Origin of the sequence: Streptomyces sp. NBC_00846 (genome assembly GCF_045207325.1) — a bacterium.
In the GTDB taxonomy this organism is placed as follows: Bacteria; Actinomycetota; Actinomycetes; order Streptomycetales; family Streptomycetaceae; genus Streptomyces.
Genome location: NZ_CP108846.1, coordinates 222,821 through 240,664 on the forward strand (window position 1 = coordinate 222,821; position 17,844 = coordinate 240,664).

The following is a 17,844-nucleotide window of genomic DNA, read 5'->3' on the forward strand; positions in this document are numbered from 1 at the left end:
GTGAGGGGTGAGGGGCGCCGGGACGCCCCCTCCCGTACCGGTCTCGTCAGCTCAGGCCGGCGATGGCCTGGGTGAACGTCGCCGACGGACGCATGACGGCCGACGCCTTGGCCGGGTCGGGCTGGTAGTAGCCGCCGATGTCGACCGGCGAGCCCTGCACCGCGATCAACTCGTCGACGATGGTCTGCTCCTGCTCGCCCAGCGTCTTCGCCAGCCCGGCGAACGCCTGCGCCAGCTGCGCGTCGTCGGTCTGCGCCGCCAGCTCCTGGGCCCAGTAGAGGGCCAGGTAGAAGTGGCTGCCGCGGTTGTCGATGCCGCCCAGCTTGCGGCTCGGCGACTTGTCCTCGTTGAGGAAGGTGCCGGTCGCGCGGTCGAGCGTGTCGGCGAGGACCTGGGCACGCGCGTTGCCCGTGGTCTTCGCCAGGTGCTCGAAGCTGGCAGCGAGCGCGAAGAACTCGCCCAGGCTGTCCCAGCGCAGGTAGTTCTCCTTGACGAGCTGCTGGACGTGCTTGGGCGCGGAACCGCCTGCGCCGGTCTCGAACAGGCCGCCGCCGTTCATGAGCGGCACGACGGAGAGCATCTTCGCGCTCGTGCCCAGCTCGAGGATCGGGAACAGGTCGGTCAGGTAGTCACGCAGCACGTTGCCGGTGACCGAGATCGTGTCCTCGCCGCGGCGGATGCGCTCCAGTGAGAACGCGGTCGCCTTCTCCGGCGACATGATCTCGATCTGCAGGCCGTCCGTGTCGTGGTCGGCGAGGTACGTCTTGACCTTGGCGATCAGCTGCGCGTCGTGGGCACGGTCCTCGTCGAGCCAGAACACGGCCGGGACGCCCGTGGCGCGGGCGCGGGTGACGGCGAGCTTGACCCAGTCCTGGATCGGCAGGTCCTTGGCCTGGCACATGCGGAAGATGTCGCCCGCGCCCACGGCCTGCTCCAGCACGACGTTGCCGCTGCCGTCGACGACCCGCACCGTACCGGTGGTGGGGACCTCGAAGGTCTTGTCGTGGCTGCCGTACTCCTCGGCCTTCTGCGCCATCAGGCCGACGTTCGGCACGGAGCCCATGGTCGACGGGTCGAAGGCGCCATTGGCGCGGCAGTCGTCGATGACGACCTGGTAGACACCCGCGTAGCTGCTGTCGGGGAGCACCGCGAGGGTGTCGGCCTCCTTGCCGTCCGGGCCCCACATGTGACCGGAGGTGCGGATCATGGCCGGCATGGAGGCGTCGACGATGACATCGCTCGGTACGTGCAGGTTGGTGATGCCCTTGTCGGAGTCGACCATGGCCAGCGCGGGGCCTTCGGCGAGCTCGGCCTCGAAGGACGCCTTGATCTCGGCGCCCACGTGCGGCACCGAGTCCAGGCCCTTGAGGATGCCGCCGAGGCCGTCGTTCGGGGAGAGACCGGCCGCGGCGAGCACCTGGCCGTACTTGGCAAAGGTGTTCGGGAAGAAGGCACGGACCACGTGGCCGAAGATGATGGGGTCGGAGACCTTCATCATCGTGGCCTTGAGGTGGACGGAGAACAGCACGCCCTCGGCCTTGGCGCGGGCGACCTGCGCGGTGAAGAACTCGCGCAGGGCCGCGACGCGCATGACCGCCGCGTCGACGACCTCGCCCGCGAGCACCGGCACCGACTCGCGGAGCACGGTGGTGCTGCCGTCGTCACCGGCGAGCTCGATCCGCAGCGAACCGGGCTCGGTGATGACCGTGGACTTCTCGGTGGAGCGGAAGTCGTCGACGCCCATGGTGGCGACGTTCGTCTTCGAGTCGGCGGACCACTTGCCCATGCGGTGCGGGTGCGTCTTGGCGTAGTTCTTGACCGAGGCGGGGGCACGGCGGTCGGAGTTGCCCTCGCGCAGCACGGGGTTCACCGCGCTGCCCTTGACCTTGTCGTAGCGCGCGCGGACGTCCTTGTCCTCATCGGTCTGCGGGTCGTCCGGGTAGTCCGGAAGCGCGTAGCCCTGCGCCTGGAGCTCGGCGATGGCAGCCTTCAGCTGCGGGATCGAGGCCGAGATGTTCGGCAGCTTGATGATGTTGGCCTCGGGCGTCTTGGCCAGTGCACCGAGCTCGGCGAGCGCGTCGTCGATGCGCTGGCTCTCCTGGAGACGCTCGGGGAAGCCGGCGATGATGCGCCCGGCCAGCGAGATGTCACGGCTCTCGACATTGACCCCGGCCGTGGAGGCGTAGGCCTGGACGACGGGCAAGAACGAATACGTCGCCAGGGCCGGAGCCTCGTCGGTGTGTGTATAGATGATGGTCGAGTCAGTCACCCTGTGCTCCGCTCCACGTCTGCAACATTGCTTGACATCAAGATATCTCGTGATCGCAGCCGACTCGACAGGGCCCTGCCCCCTGGTTCGGCGGGAGCCGCCGCGGGTGCCCGATTCAGGGACGCCCCGACGGCGGGACCTCCTCGCCGGGCGGCACCCGCCCGGGCGGGGTGCCGCCGCCGAACGGGCGTCCGCCCAGCTCTTCCCGGTGGTGCGGGGTCAGCCAGCCGGACAGCTCGGGGCCGACGGGCACGATGCCGGTGGGGTTGATACCGGTGTGGACCCGGTAGTAGTGCTGCTTGATGTGGCGGAAGTCGACCGTGTCACCGAATCCGGGGGTCTGGTACAGGTCCCTGGCGTACGCCCACAGGACCCGGTCCTCGGCCAGTTTCGAGCGGTTGCACTTGAAGTGTCCGTGGTAGACGGCGTCGAAGCGCACCAGCGTGGTGAACAGCCTGATGTCCGCCTCGGTGAGGGTTTCGCCGACGAGGTAGCGCCGGTCCGCGAGACGCTCGGACACCAGGTCCAGGCGGCGGAACACATCCTCGTACGCGGCTTCGTAGTCGGACTGCTCCGCCGCGAAGCCCGCGCGGTACACCCCGTTGTTCAACTCGCGGTAGATGCCCTCCATGACCTCGTCGATCTCGTCACGCAGGGCTTCGGGATAGAGATCGGGGGCGCCCGGCCGGTGCAGCGCAGTCCACTCGGTCGCGAAGTCCAGCGTGATCTGCTGGAAGTCGTTGGTGACGAGTCTGCCGCTGGGTACGTCGACGATCGCGGGCACACTGACGCCGCCGGGGTAGTCCCGTTCCCGCGCGTCGTACGCCTCGCTGAGGTATCTGATGCCGAGCACCGGGTCCCGGCCGCCCTCGTCCAGGGTGAAGCGCCAGCTGCGGTCGTCCTGGATCGGATCGGTGACGGCCAGCGAGAGCGCTCCTTCCAGCCCAAGGAGCCGCCGGGACACGAGTGCGCGGCTCGCCCACGGGCAGGCGCGGCTGACGACCAGCCGGTAGCGGCCGGCCTCGACGGGCCAGCCGTCGCGGCCGTCGGCGGTGATCCGGTCGGCGAAGTGGCTCCGGGAGCGTTTGAAGGCCTTGTGCCCGTACGCCGCGTTGCCGTCGGGCTCGATACCGTTCTCTGTGCCGGTGGTGTCCGTGCCGGTGGTGTCCGTGCCGGTGGTGCCTGTGCCGGTGGTTTCGCTCGGCTCGCTGTCCTTCATGGCGTCCTCCCTGCGGATGGGATGCGGACGGATCGTTGTGCACGGCTCCTGCCCCGGCGTTCCCCGAACATGTCTGCCAGCCCTATGACCAGCGCGGCCCCGATGAAGGCTCCCGCGACGACAAGTCCGTGGTCGTACGCGGTGGCCCACCCGTCGCCACCGAGCTGGGCGAAGAACACCGAGCCGACCGCCGCGATACCGATCGCCGAACCGACGCGCTGGCCGGTCTGGAGGGTGCCGCCGGCGCTCCCGGCCGTGGCCACCGGCACCTCGGAGAGGGTCAGCGCCTGGTTCGGGGAAATGACCAGGCCACTGCCCAGACCCGCCAGCAGCAGCGGGGCTGCCATCACCCACCCCGCACCCCGTCCCGGTACCAGGTCCACAGCGAGCGCGGTGCCCGCCAGTCCCACGACCACCGTGATCAGCCCGGCCACGACGAGGGGGCGTCCCAGGCGACCGACCCATCGGCCGCCTGGGCCCGCCGCGACGGCCGAACCCAGCGCGAAGGGCGTGATGGCGATCCCGGCCTGCAGGGCGGAGTAGTGCAGTCCGTTCTGCAGGTAGAGCGTGGTGATGAAGAAGATCGCGGTGAATCCGCAGAAGTACAGCAGGATCAGCAGACAGCCGAGCCAGTAGGAGCGGACCCGGAAGAGCGACAGGTCGACGACGGGTTGCGTGCCGCGCCTGCCGCACCGGGACTCCCAGCCGATGAAGGCGGCAAGCAGGACCGCGGCCAGCGGGATGAGCAGCCATTTCCGGTCGCCCGGCCACTGCTGCGCCTGGACGAACGGCAGCAGCAGCGTCAGTACGCCCGCGCCGAGCAACAGGACCCCGAAGGGATCCAGATCGCGCAGTCGCACCCGGCCGGCCGAGGGGGTGTCCGGGAGCAGCCGCCGGGCGAGGAGGAGGCAGACGGCCCCGAGTGGCAGATTGACGTAGAACACCCAGCGCCAGCCCTCCTGGGCCCCGGCCGCCTGGATCAGCAGCCCACCCGTCAGCGGGCCCACAGCGGTGGAGATGCCGACCACCGTGCCGAACATGCCGAAGGCCCGGCCGCGCTCGTGACCGGAGAACATCTGCTGGATCAACGCGGAGATCTGGGGCGAGATCATGCCTCCGGCGAGGCCCTGGGCCAATCGGGCGACGACGAGCCAGAGACTGGACTGGGACGCCCCGCAGGCCGCCGACGCCAGGGTGAACAGGGCCAGCCCGACCATGAACACCACGCGGCGTCCCCGTGCGTCACCGAGCCGTCCGGCGGGGATCAGGAACAGACCGAAGGCGAGTGCGTAACCGGAGAGGACCCATTGCAGATCGGACTCCGGGGTGTGAAGCCCTTCCCTGATCGACGGCAGGGCGACGTTGACGATGGATACGTCCAGCAAGGTCATGAACCCCGCGATCAGACACACCGTGAGCGCCTGCCATCGGCGCGGGTCGGGGGTTCCGGAGCCTGCGGCAGAGTGATCACCCCACCCCACAGCACCCCGGTGAGCCGCACTCTCTGCCATGGCTCGCACCCTAGGACGAAGCGGCCCGATACTCATCCCGGCAGGGCCGCGACGGCGGTATTTCCGGCATCGGACGGCGGTCCTTCCCGCATCGGACGGCGGTCCTTCCGCATCACACGTCGCGGTGGACGGGCGGCGCTCTCACATATGGCCGGCCTGCTCCGGCAGCGGCCCGGGCAGCCGGTCGTCCCGCGTGCCTCTGCGCGAGTACGCCGACTCCGGCCGACGCAGTGGTGGCCCTGCGGCGCGGCGGGGAACCGCCGAGTGGCGGTGGCCCGCTTCCTGATGGCCCGGGCCACTTCGCCCGCCGCGCGGGGCGAGCCGGCGGTTGCCTCACCTCCGCGCCACTGGGCGCGCACCCGGATACGGCGCGGCTGGTACTGAAGCGCTTGGACGAGGCGTTCGGGGGCACGGCGCAGCGCAGAAGTACCGCCCGGCCGTTCCTGTGACGGACCGGCCGGGCGCGTGGCCGCCGCGTGGCCGTGTACGCCGGACCTTTGGGCTCACCTTCGCGCGGTCCCCGGGTTCTGCCGCTCCGGGGGCAGGGTCACTCCGCGCCTCCGGCTGGCGGTGTGCCTGCGCAGGTTGTCGACCTGCTGGACGAGGTGGTCGACGCGGTCGGCGAGGTCACGATGGTCCTCCAGGTGGAGGCGCGCGTCGGCAAGCGGCCCGATGAGACGGGCGGGGTCGTCGCCACCGAGGGCGTCGTTGAGCTCGCCGACAGCCGCCACGGCCCGCTCGGGGAGGTCGGTGAGGGAGGTGATCCGGCCGGCGAGCCGACGCAGGTCCGCCGCGTTGTCCCGTGCCCAGGCGGCGACCGTGCGGTTGGCGGCGCGGCGGTCGCGGGTGGCCTGTACCCGTTGTTCACCGGTGGTGCCCAGCGGCCCCGTACGCAGCCGCAGGTAGCGGCGCTCGGCGGCCTGCCGGCTGGTGACACCGAGCGGCTGGGCGATCTCGGCCCAGCTGGCTCCGGCCTCGCGGGCGACCTCGATGAGGGACGGCTCCCATGCTGCAAGCCGCCGGCTTACGTCCCGTAGCAGAAGGAGGGCGTCCAGCGCGTCCGCGCGCTCGGGCACGGCGTCCGCGGGTTCCGGGCCGTCGGGTGTGCATGCCTGCCGCAGGACGGCGTCGATCGTGCCGAGAGCGGTGACGGCAGCGAGGAGCGAGGCCGGAACACCGGTGGTGCCCGGGATCTCGGCTGAGGCATGCTCGTCGACTTCGGTCACGGACCAGCCCTCCCGGACGTATGCGTGTCATCGTTCGCATGACATCACACTTGTCATCCTTTGGATGACATGTTACAACCGACTTGAGGCGTATGACGAGAATGTCCTGACTCCTCCCGGAGGTGGTGCGTAATACCGATGCGCACGAACCCCTACCGCGAACTCGATCGGCTCACCCGGGAGATGGCGACCGGCCGGGCGCGTCGGCTCCGACAAGCGGATCACCGCCTGACGCGTTGGATCGGTGGACCGCGGAGGGCGGGGTACACGCCCTTCCCCCTTCCTCGCCCCGCCCTCCGCCCGCGGTCCACGGGCCTTCCTTGACGCACATGCGATGGCAGTCGTTCCTCGAAACGGTCCAGGAACGCGGCGCCTGTCCCACGCTTTGGGAAGCGGAAGGGGCCGCTCGCAAGGTCCGCCGAACCACTCACCCCCGAACGGTTCGTACGCCCTCCGTCCGGCTGAGGGGCCGGCGGTGACCGGTACGCCCTGGACGTTCGAAGACTCCGCGGGCTGCCGGAAACGCCGCACGCACGCGCGGGCGACGCGTCGACCGCAAGGAGTATCGAATGTCGGCCTTCGAACGGATCACGCCGGTGACCGGCGCACCGTGCTGGGTGAACCTGATGACACACGATCTGCCTGCCGCGCAGTCCTTCTACGCGTCGGTCATGGACTGGGACTTCCGTGACAGCGACCTCGGCAGCGATTTCTCGGTGGCAACGGCGCACGGCAATCCCGTTGCCGGAATCGGATCGCGCTGCCCCTGTATCGGCCCGCCGACGGTCTGGACACCGTACTTCGCCGTGAAGCACGCCGATGAGACGGCGAACCGGGTCAAAGAGCGCGGCGCGACGCTCGCGAACGGGCCGCTGGACCTGGGCGAGGGGCGAGCGGCGCTCGCCACGGACCGCGACGGGGCCGTCTTCGGTTTCTGGGAGGGCCCCGCCCTGGCCTGGTCGGTCGGGTACGGCAGCGCTCCCGCCCGGCTGGATCTGCAGACGCGTGACGCCTTCGAGGCCGCCGGCTTCTACACAGCGGTCCTCGGCTGGGCCAGACCGCCCGGCGGTTGCATGGTCGACTACGCGCAGGACCATGTCTTCGTCCAGGTCGGCGGACGTACGGTCGTCACGCTGCGCGGCGGGGGCGTCGAATCCGCCCCCGATCCGTGGATCCGGCCCCGTTGGATCGTGGACTTCCACGTCCCGGACATCGAGCGGACCACAGCGGCCGCGACCGCCGCCGGGGGCGAGGTCTCACCGGTGGCCTCCTCGCACGCCGGTGCCCCGAAGACCGCGTCCGTCATTCGCGACCCGGACGGCGGCCTCTTCACCGTGTCCGAGGTGTAGCGAACGGAGACGTAGTACGGAGACGCAAGAGCGAACCGGAACTGCATCTGCGACGCCAGTAGCTCTACGCGCGGCTCCACCGGGCCTTCGACCTCCTGGGCGGGGACCCGACGGGAACGCCTCGGGCACTGGCCCTGCACCTGGCGCTGCGCATCCACCGCCGGCGCACCTGACCACGGCATCCGGGGCGGACCGCCGTGGAAAGCTTCCGGATCCAGGCGCCTGGTCCAGGTGGCGCACCGCCGGCAGATCGGTGGTGGCACGGGTCGACGAACCGCTCGCCCCAAAGAGCCGGGCCCGGCACCCACACGTCGCGGACCGCATCCCGGTCGTCTACGTGACCGTCCCGCCTGCCGCCACCGCCCGCATGATCGCGACCGAGTTCGCCCGCTTCCTGGGCCTGCCGGTGCGGGCCCGCTCGAACATGACGGACATCATCGAGGCCGTGGTCGGTGTCTGCACCGACACCCGCACCGGGCTGGTGCTGGTCGATTTTACCGACCGCCCGTAGTCCTGCCCGCGATGTCCGTCTGGGACTGTGACCAGCACGTCCCGGGCTTGTTTACCGACCTTGTTCGGGACGTCAGTCATGTTCTGGAGTCGGTACGGAGGACAAGTGGCACGGCACGTCGTGGTCGGGGACTTGCGGGTCCAGCGGATCGAACGGAAGGACGGGCAGCGGTCATGGACGATCGTCTGACCCGAGGGAACGCTGCACACGGAGGCGGACCGGTTCCTGCGTGAGCACGAGGGCTCGGGCACTCAGAAGACCTACGCGTACTACCTGGTGGACCACCTGCGGTGGCTGGAGCGCGAGTGCCTGACGTTCGGCACGGTCCAACTGCGGGATCTGGAGCGGTACATGGGCATCACGGGTGCCGAGGTCCGCATGCCGCTCGGCGAGCCGTGGCGGGTGGGCAAGCGTCCCTACGGACGGTCCGCGCTGTCGACTGCGGCGGCTTGCCTGAAAGGCTTCTACCTGCACCAAGCCTCCCGCGGCGTGAACGGAGAACTCGGCAAGAAACTCGATGCGTCCCGGCTGCCGTCGCAGGTGGACCGGCGCCGTTCTTTCCTCGGGCATGTGAAGTCATCGGTGCCCACCAATCCGCTCGCGCCCTCGGGGCCGCACCGTCGGCATCCGAAGATGCTCCCGGACGGCGCGAGGGAGAAGCTGCTGGCCACGGTGAACGCCGCCCGGGACCGGCTGGTCGTCGACTGGCTCGCGGACGGCGGACTTCGGATCGGTGAGCTCTGCGGGCTTCACCTGGTCGACCTGCACCTGTGTGAGAACGCGGCCTGCGTGAGAACGCGGCCTGCGGCGAGTGCCGCACCCCGCACCTGCATGTCTGTCACCGGCCCGACAACCCGAACCGGGCTGAGGCCAAGACCAAACACCCCTGGCGGGTCGAGCACGGCATCGTGACCGGTGGGCTGATCAAGCGGGTCAGCCCGGCGATGGTGCACTCCTACTTCGAGTACGTCACCAGCGAGTACCCGCGCGGCGTTCGGCACGGCATGCTTCTGGTCCAGCTGCACGGCGCCGATGCCGGCCAGCCGTGGGCGCCGGTCGGGGCCCGGCGGATGCTCGGCCGGGCCGGGAAACGCGCTGATCTGGGGCTGGTGAAACCCCATGCCTTCCGGCACACCTTTACCTCGGCGGTTCTCGACGCCGCTGACGGCAACACCCTGATCGCCCGGGACGCCGGCGGCTGGGCGTCGGCCGCGATGGTCGACGAGGTCTACGGGCACGCTGACGTCCACGATCCGGCGTTCGACGCCGCACTGCGTGCGGTCTGGGGTGAGGCGTGATGCGGCGGCAGGAGTACCTTCGGCCGCTGTTCACCGAGCGTCCGGACCGAGTCGGCCGCGACCGGCTGGAGATCCTGACCGCGCTCATCGGCGGGCCGTCCTTCGACCCGATCTACCGGCCCGACATCATCGAGATCCCGCGCGGCCACGCGATCTACCGGTGGGAGTGCGTCGTCGGCAGCTGTGAACGCACTCGGACGGGCGGGTCGGACCTGTGCTCGGAGCATCAGCGGCAGTGGGTCTGCGACCGCGAGCGCGGCGTGGGCAAGGCCGCCTTCGTGGCCGGCGCCCAGGGGCTGGAGCGACACGTCGGAGCGGAAGAGAGCATCTGCCGGATCTGCCCTGAACGGCCCGCAGCACACAGCGACCTGCGGCTTTGCCAGCGGCACCTGAGCCGGTGGGTCGCGCGCAAGAAGGAGGGAGACGACAGCGACTCCTTCGATACCTGAGTGAGCGGCGAACAGCCGTGCCCCGGCTACGGGCCCTGCAGCGCAGTCGTCTGTCCGAATCTGGCCGACTCCCCGCTGGGGCTGTGCTCGTGGCACGGCAGCCGCTATCGCCGTGACGGCCGGCCCGGAGGCGCCGCTATACCGGACAGTTGGTGGCAGCGATACGAGAAGTTCGGGAAGACGGTCCCGATTGAGTACGGCGACCAGACGGAGTTCCGACACTGGTGCGCTGCCGTTCCCGCGCATCCGTGGCCGGGGCAGATCAACCTGCGCGGGCTACGGCCCCTGGTGCGGGCCGAGATCCAGTGGGGGCTGTTCGTCCACACCCGCCGGGCCCGGCCCAGCCGGTGGGATCTGGGCTGGATCCGGTCGCTGGCGACCACGTGCCGCACGCTGGAAGTGAACTCACTGATCGACTTCGAGTTCGGGACCGGCGGTTCTGCCGCCTTCACCGGGGCGATCGCCAAGGAGATCCTGCACGAGCTGCGATTGGTCTACTTCACCCCGCAGGAGGCCAAGGACGCCGGCTTTCTGGAGACCGAGCACTTCGGAGTGCTGTTCCCGCACCGGATGAGCCACATCGACCTGACCGGCATCCCGCAGCGTTGGCTGCGGGACCTGACGTGGGACTACCTGGCGGACCTCCTGCGCTCACCGCGCTGTCCGCGCTCGGCCGGCCCGATCGACGATCTTCGCCGGGCCGCCATCGAGCTGGGCGCCTTCTTGGAAGTCGAGGCGCCTGGCGGCGGACACGACCCTGCGGTTCTGAGGGAAGAACACGCTCAGCGGTTCGTCGCCGACCAGCGACATCGTGAACGCGAAGGGCTCCCCTCGCTGGCCGTGAAGCGGCCGGACGGGACCGCGAGCATCGTCACCACTGTCACACGGTCGGTCGTGTTCAACGCCGTGCGCAAACTGATGCGCGACGCGCTGGACACCGGCGCTGCCGAAGGGCTGGGCCTGGAGCGGGAGTTCATCACCGTGTTCCCGACAGCCGGCGCCACCACCGGCCGGACCGCACGTCGGCCCTTCCCCGACGAAGTCGCCCGGGCCCTGGCCGACGAGGCGAATCTGGCCGAACTCTCCGTCACCTATGACGCCCACGACAACGGCGTCCGCGATATCTGGGAGACCACCGTCACCACTGGCCGTCGCATCGGAGAGGTGATCAAGGTGCGGTGGGACTGCATCGGCCGCTACGGCGGCCTGGCGATGTTCTGGCACGACCAGACCAAGGTCGGCAACTACGACGCCGCGATCCGCATACCCGAACGGCTCTACGAGCTCCTCGCCGAACGCCAGCGCAAGACTCTGGACCGCTTCACCGCCCGCTACGGCTACCGGCCGACCGGCGCCCAACGCGCCGGGCTGGCCCTGTTTCCCACGATCTACCGCAGCCAGGACGGGACCGTGTCACTGACCCATCAGTGGTTCTACAGCCGGTTGTTCCGGCCCTGGGTGGACGCCATGGACCTCGGCCACTACGTCCCCCACCAGGCTCGCCATACTCTGGCCACCAATCTGTTGCGCAACGGAGCGACTTTGACCCACATCCGCCGTTATCTGGGACAGGTCAGTCCCCCTGATCCCTTTCGGGTACGCCTTGCTGGCGTGAAAACATGATCGCGGTGCCTGCCCGCCGACCCCGATGTCTCGTTGGGACGTTGAGCCCGTAGGTCAGTCTGGCGCCGGGACCGCAGAGGGGCCACGCACTGTTGCCTTCGAGCACGCCGGTCAGATTCTCGCTCCCCCAGCGGTCCCACGGGCAGGCGCCGTTCTGTTCGCGGACACGAGGACTGAGGGGAGCTGTCCATGGCCGAGGCCGAGGACCGTGAGGACGTCGAGGAGATCGAGCAGGCCGCCGAGCTGGTGGAACGCGTCGCCGCGATCGATATCGCCAAGGCGTCCGGGATGGTCTGCGTGCGGGTGCCGCACGAGGACAAGCCGGGCAAGCGCGTCCAGCGGGTCTTCAACACCGTCGCGACATCCGGCGCGATCCTGGAGCTGGCCGACCACCTGATCTGCCAGGGCGTCACCCGGGTGGTGATGGAAGCGACCTCGACATACTGGAAGCCGTACTTCTTCCTCCTCGAATCCCGAGGACTGGAGTGCTGGCTGGTCAACGCCCGGGACGTCAAGAACGTCCCCGGCCGGCCCAAGACCGACCGCCTGGACGCGGTCTGGCTGGCCAAGCTCACCGAACGCGGCATGCTCAGGCCCTCCTTCGTACCCCCGAAACCCATCCGTGAACTCCGCGATCTCACCCGGGCCCGGGCGGTGATGACGCACGAGCGCACCCGTCACAAGCAGCGAACCGAGAAGCTCCTCGAAGACGCCCAGATCAAGCTCTCCACCGTGATCGCCGACATCTTCGGCGTCTCCGGCCGGGCAATGCTCGAAGCACTCATCGCCGGGGAACGCAGCCCCAAGGCCCTCGCGGACCTGGCCCACGGCACCATCAAGGCCAGCCACGCCACCCTGGCCGAATCACTGACCGGCCGTTTCGAAGAACACCACGCCTTCATGTGCCGGATGCTGCTGGACACCGTCGACTACCTCACCGTGCAGATCGACAAGCTCACCGCCCGCATCACCCTGCGCCTGGCCGGACTGTCCACCACCGAGGACGACGAGGGCCCCGGACAGGGCACCCTCATACCGATCACCGACACCGAACGCCTCGACGAAATCCCCGGCATCGGACCGGGCACCGCGCAGGTGATCCTCGCCGAGACCGGCCTGGACATGAGCGTCTTCCCCACCGCCGGGCACCTGGTCTCCTGGGCGAAACTCTCCCCACGCACCATCCAGTCCGGCGGCAAGAACACCTCCGGACCCACCGGCAAGGGCAACCCCTGGCTCCGCGGGGCCCTCGGCGAAGCAGCGATCTCCGCCGCCCGCACCGACACCTTCCTCGGCGCCCGCTACCGCCGCATCGCCAAACGCCGCGGCCACATGAAAGCCCTGGTCGCCGTCGCCCGCTCCATCCTGGTCTCCGTCTGGCACCTCATGAGCGACCCCACCGCCCGCTACCGCGACCTCGGAGCCCACTTCCACACCCGCAACCTCGACCCCACCCGCAAGACCCGCGACCTCGTCCGCCAGCTCGCCGCCCTCGGCCACGACGTCACACTCACCCCGGCCGCCGCCTGACCGAACCCGCCGAAGCCCCCGCAAGCAGCCCCTCGACGTCACCGACCAGGGGCTACCTCGCCGTACCCGTCTCACCGTGGAGTTTTCCGGTCAGTGACCGGATGGCGGAGCACTACGTCCATCTGACCAGCTCCGATCTGGAGAAGGTGCTCCAGCATGTCTGGGTCTCCGGTCCCGGTGCCACCCACCCCGGCGAACTTCTGGCCGGGGACACCACCCCGCTCACCCGCCAGCAGGCTCAGGCTCTGGCGATCGACCTGTCCCGCCGCAGCACCCCGGCCGAGGGCGGGTTCTGCACCTTCCAGCCCGTCGTCGACGGCGGAGCCTGCCCCTGGAACATGGACTGCCACAACTGCGACAAGTTCGTCCTGTCCGGCGCCGACCTCCTCTACTGGCGTCGCAAGCGCGAGCAGTGTGTGTTGACCGAACCAACTCATGTGTCCTCGCAGGTCAGTTGGGGTTTCTGCTACCTTCCCGCCATGCCCGGAGAGCAACATCCCGGAAGGGACCTCAAGAGCTTCGCCCTGCCCGAGATCGGTCAGTTACTGGAGACCGATGACCCCTGGGAGCCCTGCCAGTTGCTGGACCCGTTCGGGAGACCGGTCGAGCCGGCCGCGGTGTACTTCAAGGACCTGATGTCGGCGGACTGTTCGCCGTTGACGCCGCGCTCGTACGGCATGGACCTGCTGCGATGGTGGCGCTACCTGTGGTTCTTCGGGATCGAGTGGGACCGCGCGACACGCGAGGATGCCCGGGACTTCATGCTGTGGATGAAGCTGGCGGACAAGCCAGCACGCGTCCACTGGCGCCACCGCGGCAAGGACCCCGCCGAGATACCCCAGCCCGCCCGGACCGGCAGGCCGGCGCCGGGAACGCCGAACCCGGTGACCGGCAAGCCCACCGTCGGCAAGAAGTACGCGCCCAACACCCGGGCACACTGCGAGACTGTGCTTCGGACATTCTACGACTTCCATCTGGACCGCAACACCGGATCGCTGCTGGTCAACCCCTTCCCGCTCGTCCGCGGCCGCCGCTCCGCACGAGCCAACGCCCACCACGACTCCGACAAGGAACACAAGAAGGAGCGCACCGGCCTCTACCGGCCCAAGATCCCCAAGCGGATCCCGCGCCGCATCCCCGACGACAAGTACACCGAGGTCTTCGCCGGCCTCCGCTCACATCGCGACCGGGCCCTACTGGCCTTCTGGGTCGCCACCGGCGCCCGCGCCGAGGAACTCCTGACCTCCAAGCAGGGCGACGCGATCGTCGGCCAGCAGACCATCGGCGTGATCCGCAAGGGCACGCGCGACTACCAGGAACTGCCCGCCACCCCCGACGCGTTCGTCTGGCTGCGGCTCTATCAGGAAGAAGCCTGGAAGAAGGGCGTCCCTCGCGGCCGCAGGCAGTCGCTGTGGTGGACCCTGCGGCGTCCCTGGCGGCCGTTGGAGTACGACGCAGCCCGCATGATGTTCAACCGCGCGAACGACATTCTGGGGTCCAACTGGTCGCTCCACGACCTCAGGCACACCGCGACGTTCTTGATGCTCGACGATCCGTCGATGCCGCCTGTCTACGTCCAGCACATCCTCGGCCATAAGTACCTATCAACCTTGGACATCTACAGCCGCCCTACCAGGGACGATGTCATCACCGCTGGCCTCGCGCATCATGCACGCCAGCAGCAACGCCGGGAGAATCCGCCGCCAGCCCCGCCCGCGCCGGCCTACAACCCGGACTCCCGCAACGTCCTGTTCGGAGGGCCGCTCACATGACCGACCTCCTCGTCGCACCAGCTCCGCTGGCGCCGGCCACGCACCGGGGAGAAGAGGCCGCAGCACTGCTGCGAGCCTTCCCGCCCCGTGCCTCAGCGACGTCATGGCCTGCCACCGAGGAGACCCTCCAGAACGTCGTCGAACGTCTGCAGGAACCGCCCCTGCGAGCCGACGGCACATCGGCACAGCACCAACGCCTTTACGGAGCCCGCGTGTTGCTGGCTTGGCTGGAATCTCTTCCCGGCGACACCTGGCAGCAGAGGTGGGACACCAGCCCCGCCTCCGCCTCTTACGACGGCTGGCAGCAACACCCGTTGTCATGGGCAGCTACACAAGGCCGGAAGCCTCCCCGCGCGTGCATTGACGCCGGCATGCTGGCTCTGATCTGCGCGGATGCCGTCCGGCCCTGCCTGGAATGGCTATGCGGTAATCGATCAGGGCACTTCCGGATCGCCATCGCCGCGACCCGAGATCCAGAAGGATTCGCCTGCCTGGCAGCCGAGATCCCCGCGCACGAGCGCGAACACCGCTATGGCTCGGAAGCCCTGAAGTGCCTCGCCCAGATCGTTGCTGCCAACGGCGGCGGGATCGACGACATCAGAGTGGGTGACCTGCTCGTCCACCCTCGCCTTCAGGGGCCATCGAGCAACGGCAGGTCGGAGGGGATTCGTCGCGCCTACGCCTGGCTCCGCGATCGTGGACAATTTCCTCCCGACGCCCCCACCACTCTCCACCACCTGGCCGTCCGCACTGGAAAGATCAGTCCTGCCGGGCTCATTGACCGCTATCAGCTCCGTTGCCGGCCCATTCGTGACCTCTTGGTCGACTACCTCACCGAACGTCAACCGGCTGTCGACTACGGAACCCTGAGGATGTTCGCTTCCTACGTGGGCGGCCTGTTCTGGGCTGATCTGGAACGACACAATCCTGGCCTCGACACCCTCCGACTGCCGCAGGACGTCAGCGACGCCTGGAAGGCGCGGCTCGCCGTGAAAACTGTCCGTCGGCCTCGTCCCGACGGCACCACCCACATCGTGGTTGAGCCTCGCAAGAGTGCGTCAGCCGTGAAAATCACAGTGCGAGCCTTCTACTTGGACCTCGCCGAGTGGGCCCTCGATCAGCCCGAACGGTGGGGACGATGGGCTGCACCATGCCCAATCAGCGAAGCCGAATGCGAGACTGGGAAAGAGGACAAACGGAAGAAATCCTGGTCGGACCAGCGCACGCGTGAACGCCTCCCCGTCCTGCCAGTACTCGTCCGCACCGCCGAACGCCGCCTCAGGGAGGCCAGGGCTCGCCTCGACGCCGTCGATGCAGCACCCTTGGGCTCGACCGTCACCATTGATGGCGAGAGCTTCACCCTCCCCAAGGCCGTCCGCCGCACCGACGGAAAACCGGGGCACGTCCTTGACGCAAGTGGGTCCCAGCGGAACCTCCGAAGTGAAGAAAAGAATGCGTTCTTCGCATGGGCCACCATTGAAATTCTGAGACACACAGGCATCAGAATCGAGGAACTCCGGGAACTCAGTCACCACAGCATAGTCCGCTACAAACTTCCCACCAGCGGCGAAATCGTTCCCCTCCTTCAGATCGCCCCATCGAAAACCGATAAGGAGCGGCTTCTTCTTATCAGTCCTGAACTCGCCGACGCTCTCAGTGCAGTCGTGAGCAGGATCCGTAAAGCTGACGGGACTGTTCCCTCGATCTCAATCTATGACAAGTATGAGAAGACATGGAACGCCGCCATGCCCATCCTCTTCCAATGGGCTGTCGATGGCGAATGCCGGCCCATCTCGGAGAATGTAATCCGTAGGTCTCTGAACGACACACTTAAAGCCTCTGGACTCGTCGATAAAAGCGGAGAGCCTCTGCACTTCCAGCCTCACGACTTTCGAAGAATCTTCATCACCGACGCTGTCCTCAACGGCCTGCCCCCTCACATCGCCCAGGTCATAGCAGGCCACGACAGTATCAACAGCACGATGGGCTATGCCGCGATCTACCCTGTCGACGCCATCGAATCACACCGCGCCTTCATCGCCCGACGCCGCCAGACCAGACCATCTGAGGAATACCGTGCAGTCACCCCAGAAGAATGGGATGAATTCCTCAGCCATTTCGAACGCAGGAAGCTCGCGCTCGGAGATTGCGGACGGGCATACGGAACGGATTGCATTCATGAACACGCCTGCGTTCGCTGCCCCGTCCTCATCGTCGGCCCGACTGAAAGACCTCGACTCGAACAAATCAGAAGCAACCTCAACGACCGGATCGCTGAAGCTGAACGCGAGGGCTGGCTCGGTGATGTCGAGCAACTTGGCGTCAGCGTCGCTGCCACAGAAGAGAAGATCGCACAAATCGATGCGCAACTGCGACGCAAGGAATCGCCCGTGTTCCTGTGCATCCCTGCACTCGATCAGATCGCAGGCCGAACCAGTTGAGCAGAGAGGCTCTGGCCCGGCCCATCCCCTTAGAGGCCTCTAAGCCTTGATTGGTGCGGCCGACCTGGCGGCCTGCTCGATCTTCGCGCAGTAGGCTGCACGGGCTTCCTCGTCGATCTGCTTCTCGAGTTCGGCGCGCAACCCGGTCCGGCCGTCGAGGCCCTCGCGCAGGATATCGGCGTGCCCGGCATGCCGGATGGACTCGCCGAGGACATGGACCATGATGGCGAACAGGTTCGTGTCGGCATAAGGCTCCGGCCACCACGGCACGTGGCCGGGGGCGTCGAGGGGAAGCTCGTTGATCGTCGCGTCCGAGTGTTCCCACGTGCGCCGGTAGAACCCGATGATCTGATCGCGGGTCTCGTCCTCGGTCGCCCACAGATCGCTGCCGTTGGAGTCCTGCCACCGGGGCAGCGGTTCCGGGGAAGGGCGGTCGAAGACCTCGCCGAAGTACCTGGCCTCGACGGTGGCCACGTGTTTGACCAGGCCGAGGAGGTTGGTCCCGGTCGCTGTCAAAGGTCGGCGGGCGTCGTATTCGGACAAGCCGTCGAGTTTCCAGAGCAGCGCCTTGCGGTCCCGCCGCAGTCTCTCGTGCAGGTTGTCTTTCGCGAATTCATCGATCATGCGGCATGAGCCTGCCATGGGC

General features: G+C 68.2%; 13 protein-coding genes and 1 pseudogene. 9 read left to right on the forward strand and 5 right to left on the reverse strand.

The window, feature by feature from the left end; translation table 11 throughout:
• Window positions 1-46: 46 nt before the first annotated feature.
• The 4 genes from OG936_RS01105 to OG936_RS01120 all read right to left on the reverse strand — a co-directional run bounded on the left by OG936_RS01105 (window position 47) and on the right by OG936_RS01120 (window position 6,225).
• Window positions 47-2,269, reverse strand: a complete 2,223-nt coding sequence (locus OG936_RS01105; RefSeq protein WP_406491856.1) for an NADP-dependent isocitrate dehydrogenase — start codon at window positions 2,267-2,269, stop codon at window positions 47-49.
• A 115-nt stretch (window positions 2,270-2,384) separates the two neighbouring features.
• On the reverse strand, window positions 2,385-3,488 hold the full coding sequence (locus OG936_RS01110; protein ID WP_406491858.1) for a glutathione S-transferase family protein: 1,104 nt from the start codon (window positions 3,486-3,488) through the stop codon (window positions 2,385-2,387).
• The gene (locus OG936_RS01115) at window positions 3,485-4,999 is read right to left on the reverse strand and encodes an MFS transporter (protein WP_406491859.1); all 1,515 of its coding nucleotides are present in this window, start codon (window positions 4,997-4,999) and stop codon (window positions 3,485-3,487) included. Before OG936_RS01115 ends, OG936_RS01110 begins: the two co-directional genes overlap by 4 nt.
• Before the next feature lie 503 nt (window positions 5,000-5,502).
• On the reverse strand, window positions 5,503-6,225 hold the full coding sequence (locus OG936_RS01120; RefSeq protein ID WP_406491861.1) for a hypothetical protein: 723 nt from the start codon (window positions 6,223-6,225) through the stop codon (window positions 5,503-5,505).
• 569 nt (window positions 6,226-6,794) lie between these two features.
• Here OG936_RS01120 and OG936_RS01125 point away from each other — a divergent pair.
• The 9 genes and pseudogenes from OG936_RS01125 (at window position 6,795) to OG936_RS01165 (ending at window position 17,198) form a co-directional block, all read left to right on the forward strand.
• Entirely contained in the window at window positions 6,795-7,574 is a 780-nt protein-coding gene (locus OG936_RS01125) for a VOC family protein (RefSeq protein WP_406491863.1), read from the forward strand.
• Window positions 7,575-7,866: 292 nt separating this feature from the next.
• Window positions 7,867-8,067 (forward strand): annotated as a pseudogene (locus OG936_RS01130) (ATP/GTP-binding protein); the annotation flags it as partial.
• A 294-nt stretch (window positions 8,068-8,361) separates the two neighbouring features.
• A complete protein-coding gene (locus tag OG936_RS01135) occupies window positions 8,362-8,997 on the forward strand; it encodes a hypothetical protein (RefSeq protein ID WP_406491864.1) in 636 nt (211 codons plus the stop codon).
• Window positions 8,994-9,383 (forward strand): hypothetical protein, encoded by a 390-nt coding sequence (locus OG936_RS01140; protein ID WP_406491866.1) that lies wholly within the window; start codon window positions 8,994-8,996, stop codon window positions 9,381-9,383. Before OG936_RS01135 ends, OG936_RS01140 begins: the two co-directional genes overlap by 4 nt.
• Window positions 9,383-9,832 (forward strand): hypothetical protein, encoded by a 450-nt coding sequence (locus OG936_RS01145; RefSeq protein WP_406491868.1) that lies wholly within the window; start codon window positions 9,383-9,385, stop codon window positions 9,830-9,832. The genes OG936_RS01140 and OG936_RS01145 overlap by 1 nt, the downstream gene beginning before the upstream one ends.
• Entirely contained in the window at window positions 9,833-11,455 is a 1,623-nt protein-coding gene (locus tag OG936_RS01150; protein ID WP_406491870.1) for a tyrosine-type recombinase/integrase, read from the forward strand.
• A 189-nt stretch (window positions 11,456-11,644) separates the two neighbouring features.
• Window positions 11,645-12,985, forward strand: a complete 1,341-nt coding sequence (locus OG936_RS01155) for an IS110 family transposase (protein ID WP_406491871.1) — start codon at window positions 11,645-11,647, stop codon at window positions 12,983-12,985.
• Between the two features lie 101 nt (window positions 12,986-13,086).
• Entirely contained in the window at window positions 13,087-14,757 is a 1,671-nt protein-coding gene (locus tag OG936_RS01160; RefSeq protein ID WP_406491873.1) for a tyrosine-type recombinase/integrase, read from the forward strand.
• Window positions 14,754-17,198, forward strand: a complete 2,445-nt coding sequence (locus OG936_RS01165) for a tyrosine-type recombinase/integrase (protein WP_406491875.1) — start codon at window positions 14,754-14,756, stop codon at window positions 17,196-17,198. Before OG936_RS01160 ends, OG936_RS01165 begins: the two co-directional genes overlap by 4 nt.
• A 39-nt stretch (window positions 17,199-17,237) precedes the next feature.
• Here OG936_RS01165 and OG936_RS01170 read toward each other — a convergent pair whose 3' ends face one another.
• A complete protein-coding gene (locus tag OG936_RS01170) occupies window positions 17,238-17,822 on the reverse strand; it encodes a DinB family protein (RefSeq protein WP_319285695.1) in 585 nt (194 codons plus the stop codon).
• Between the last annotated feature and the right edge of the window lie 22 nt (window positions 17,823-17,844).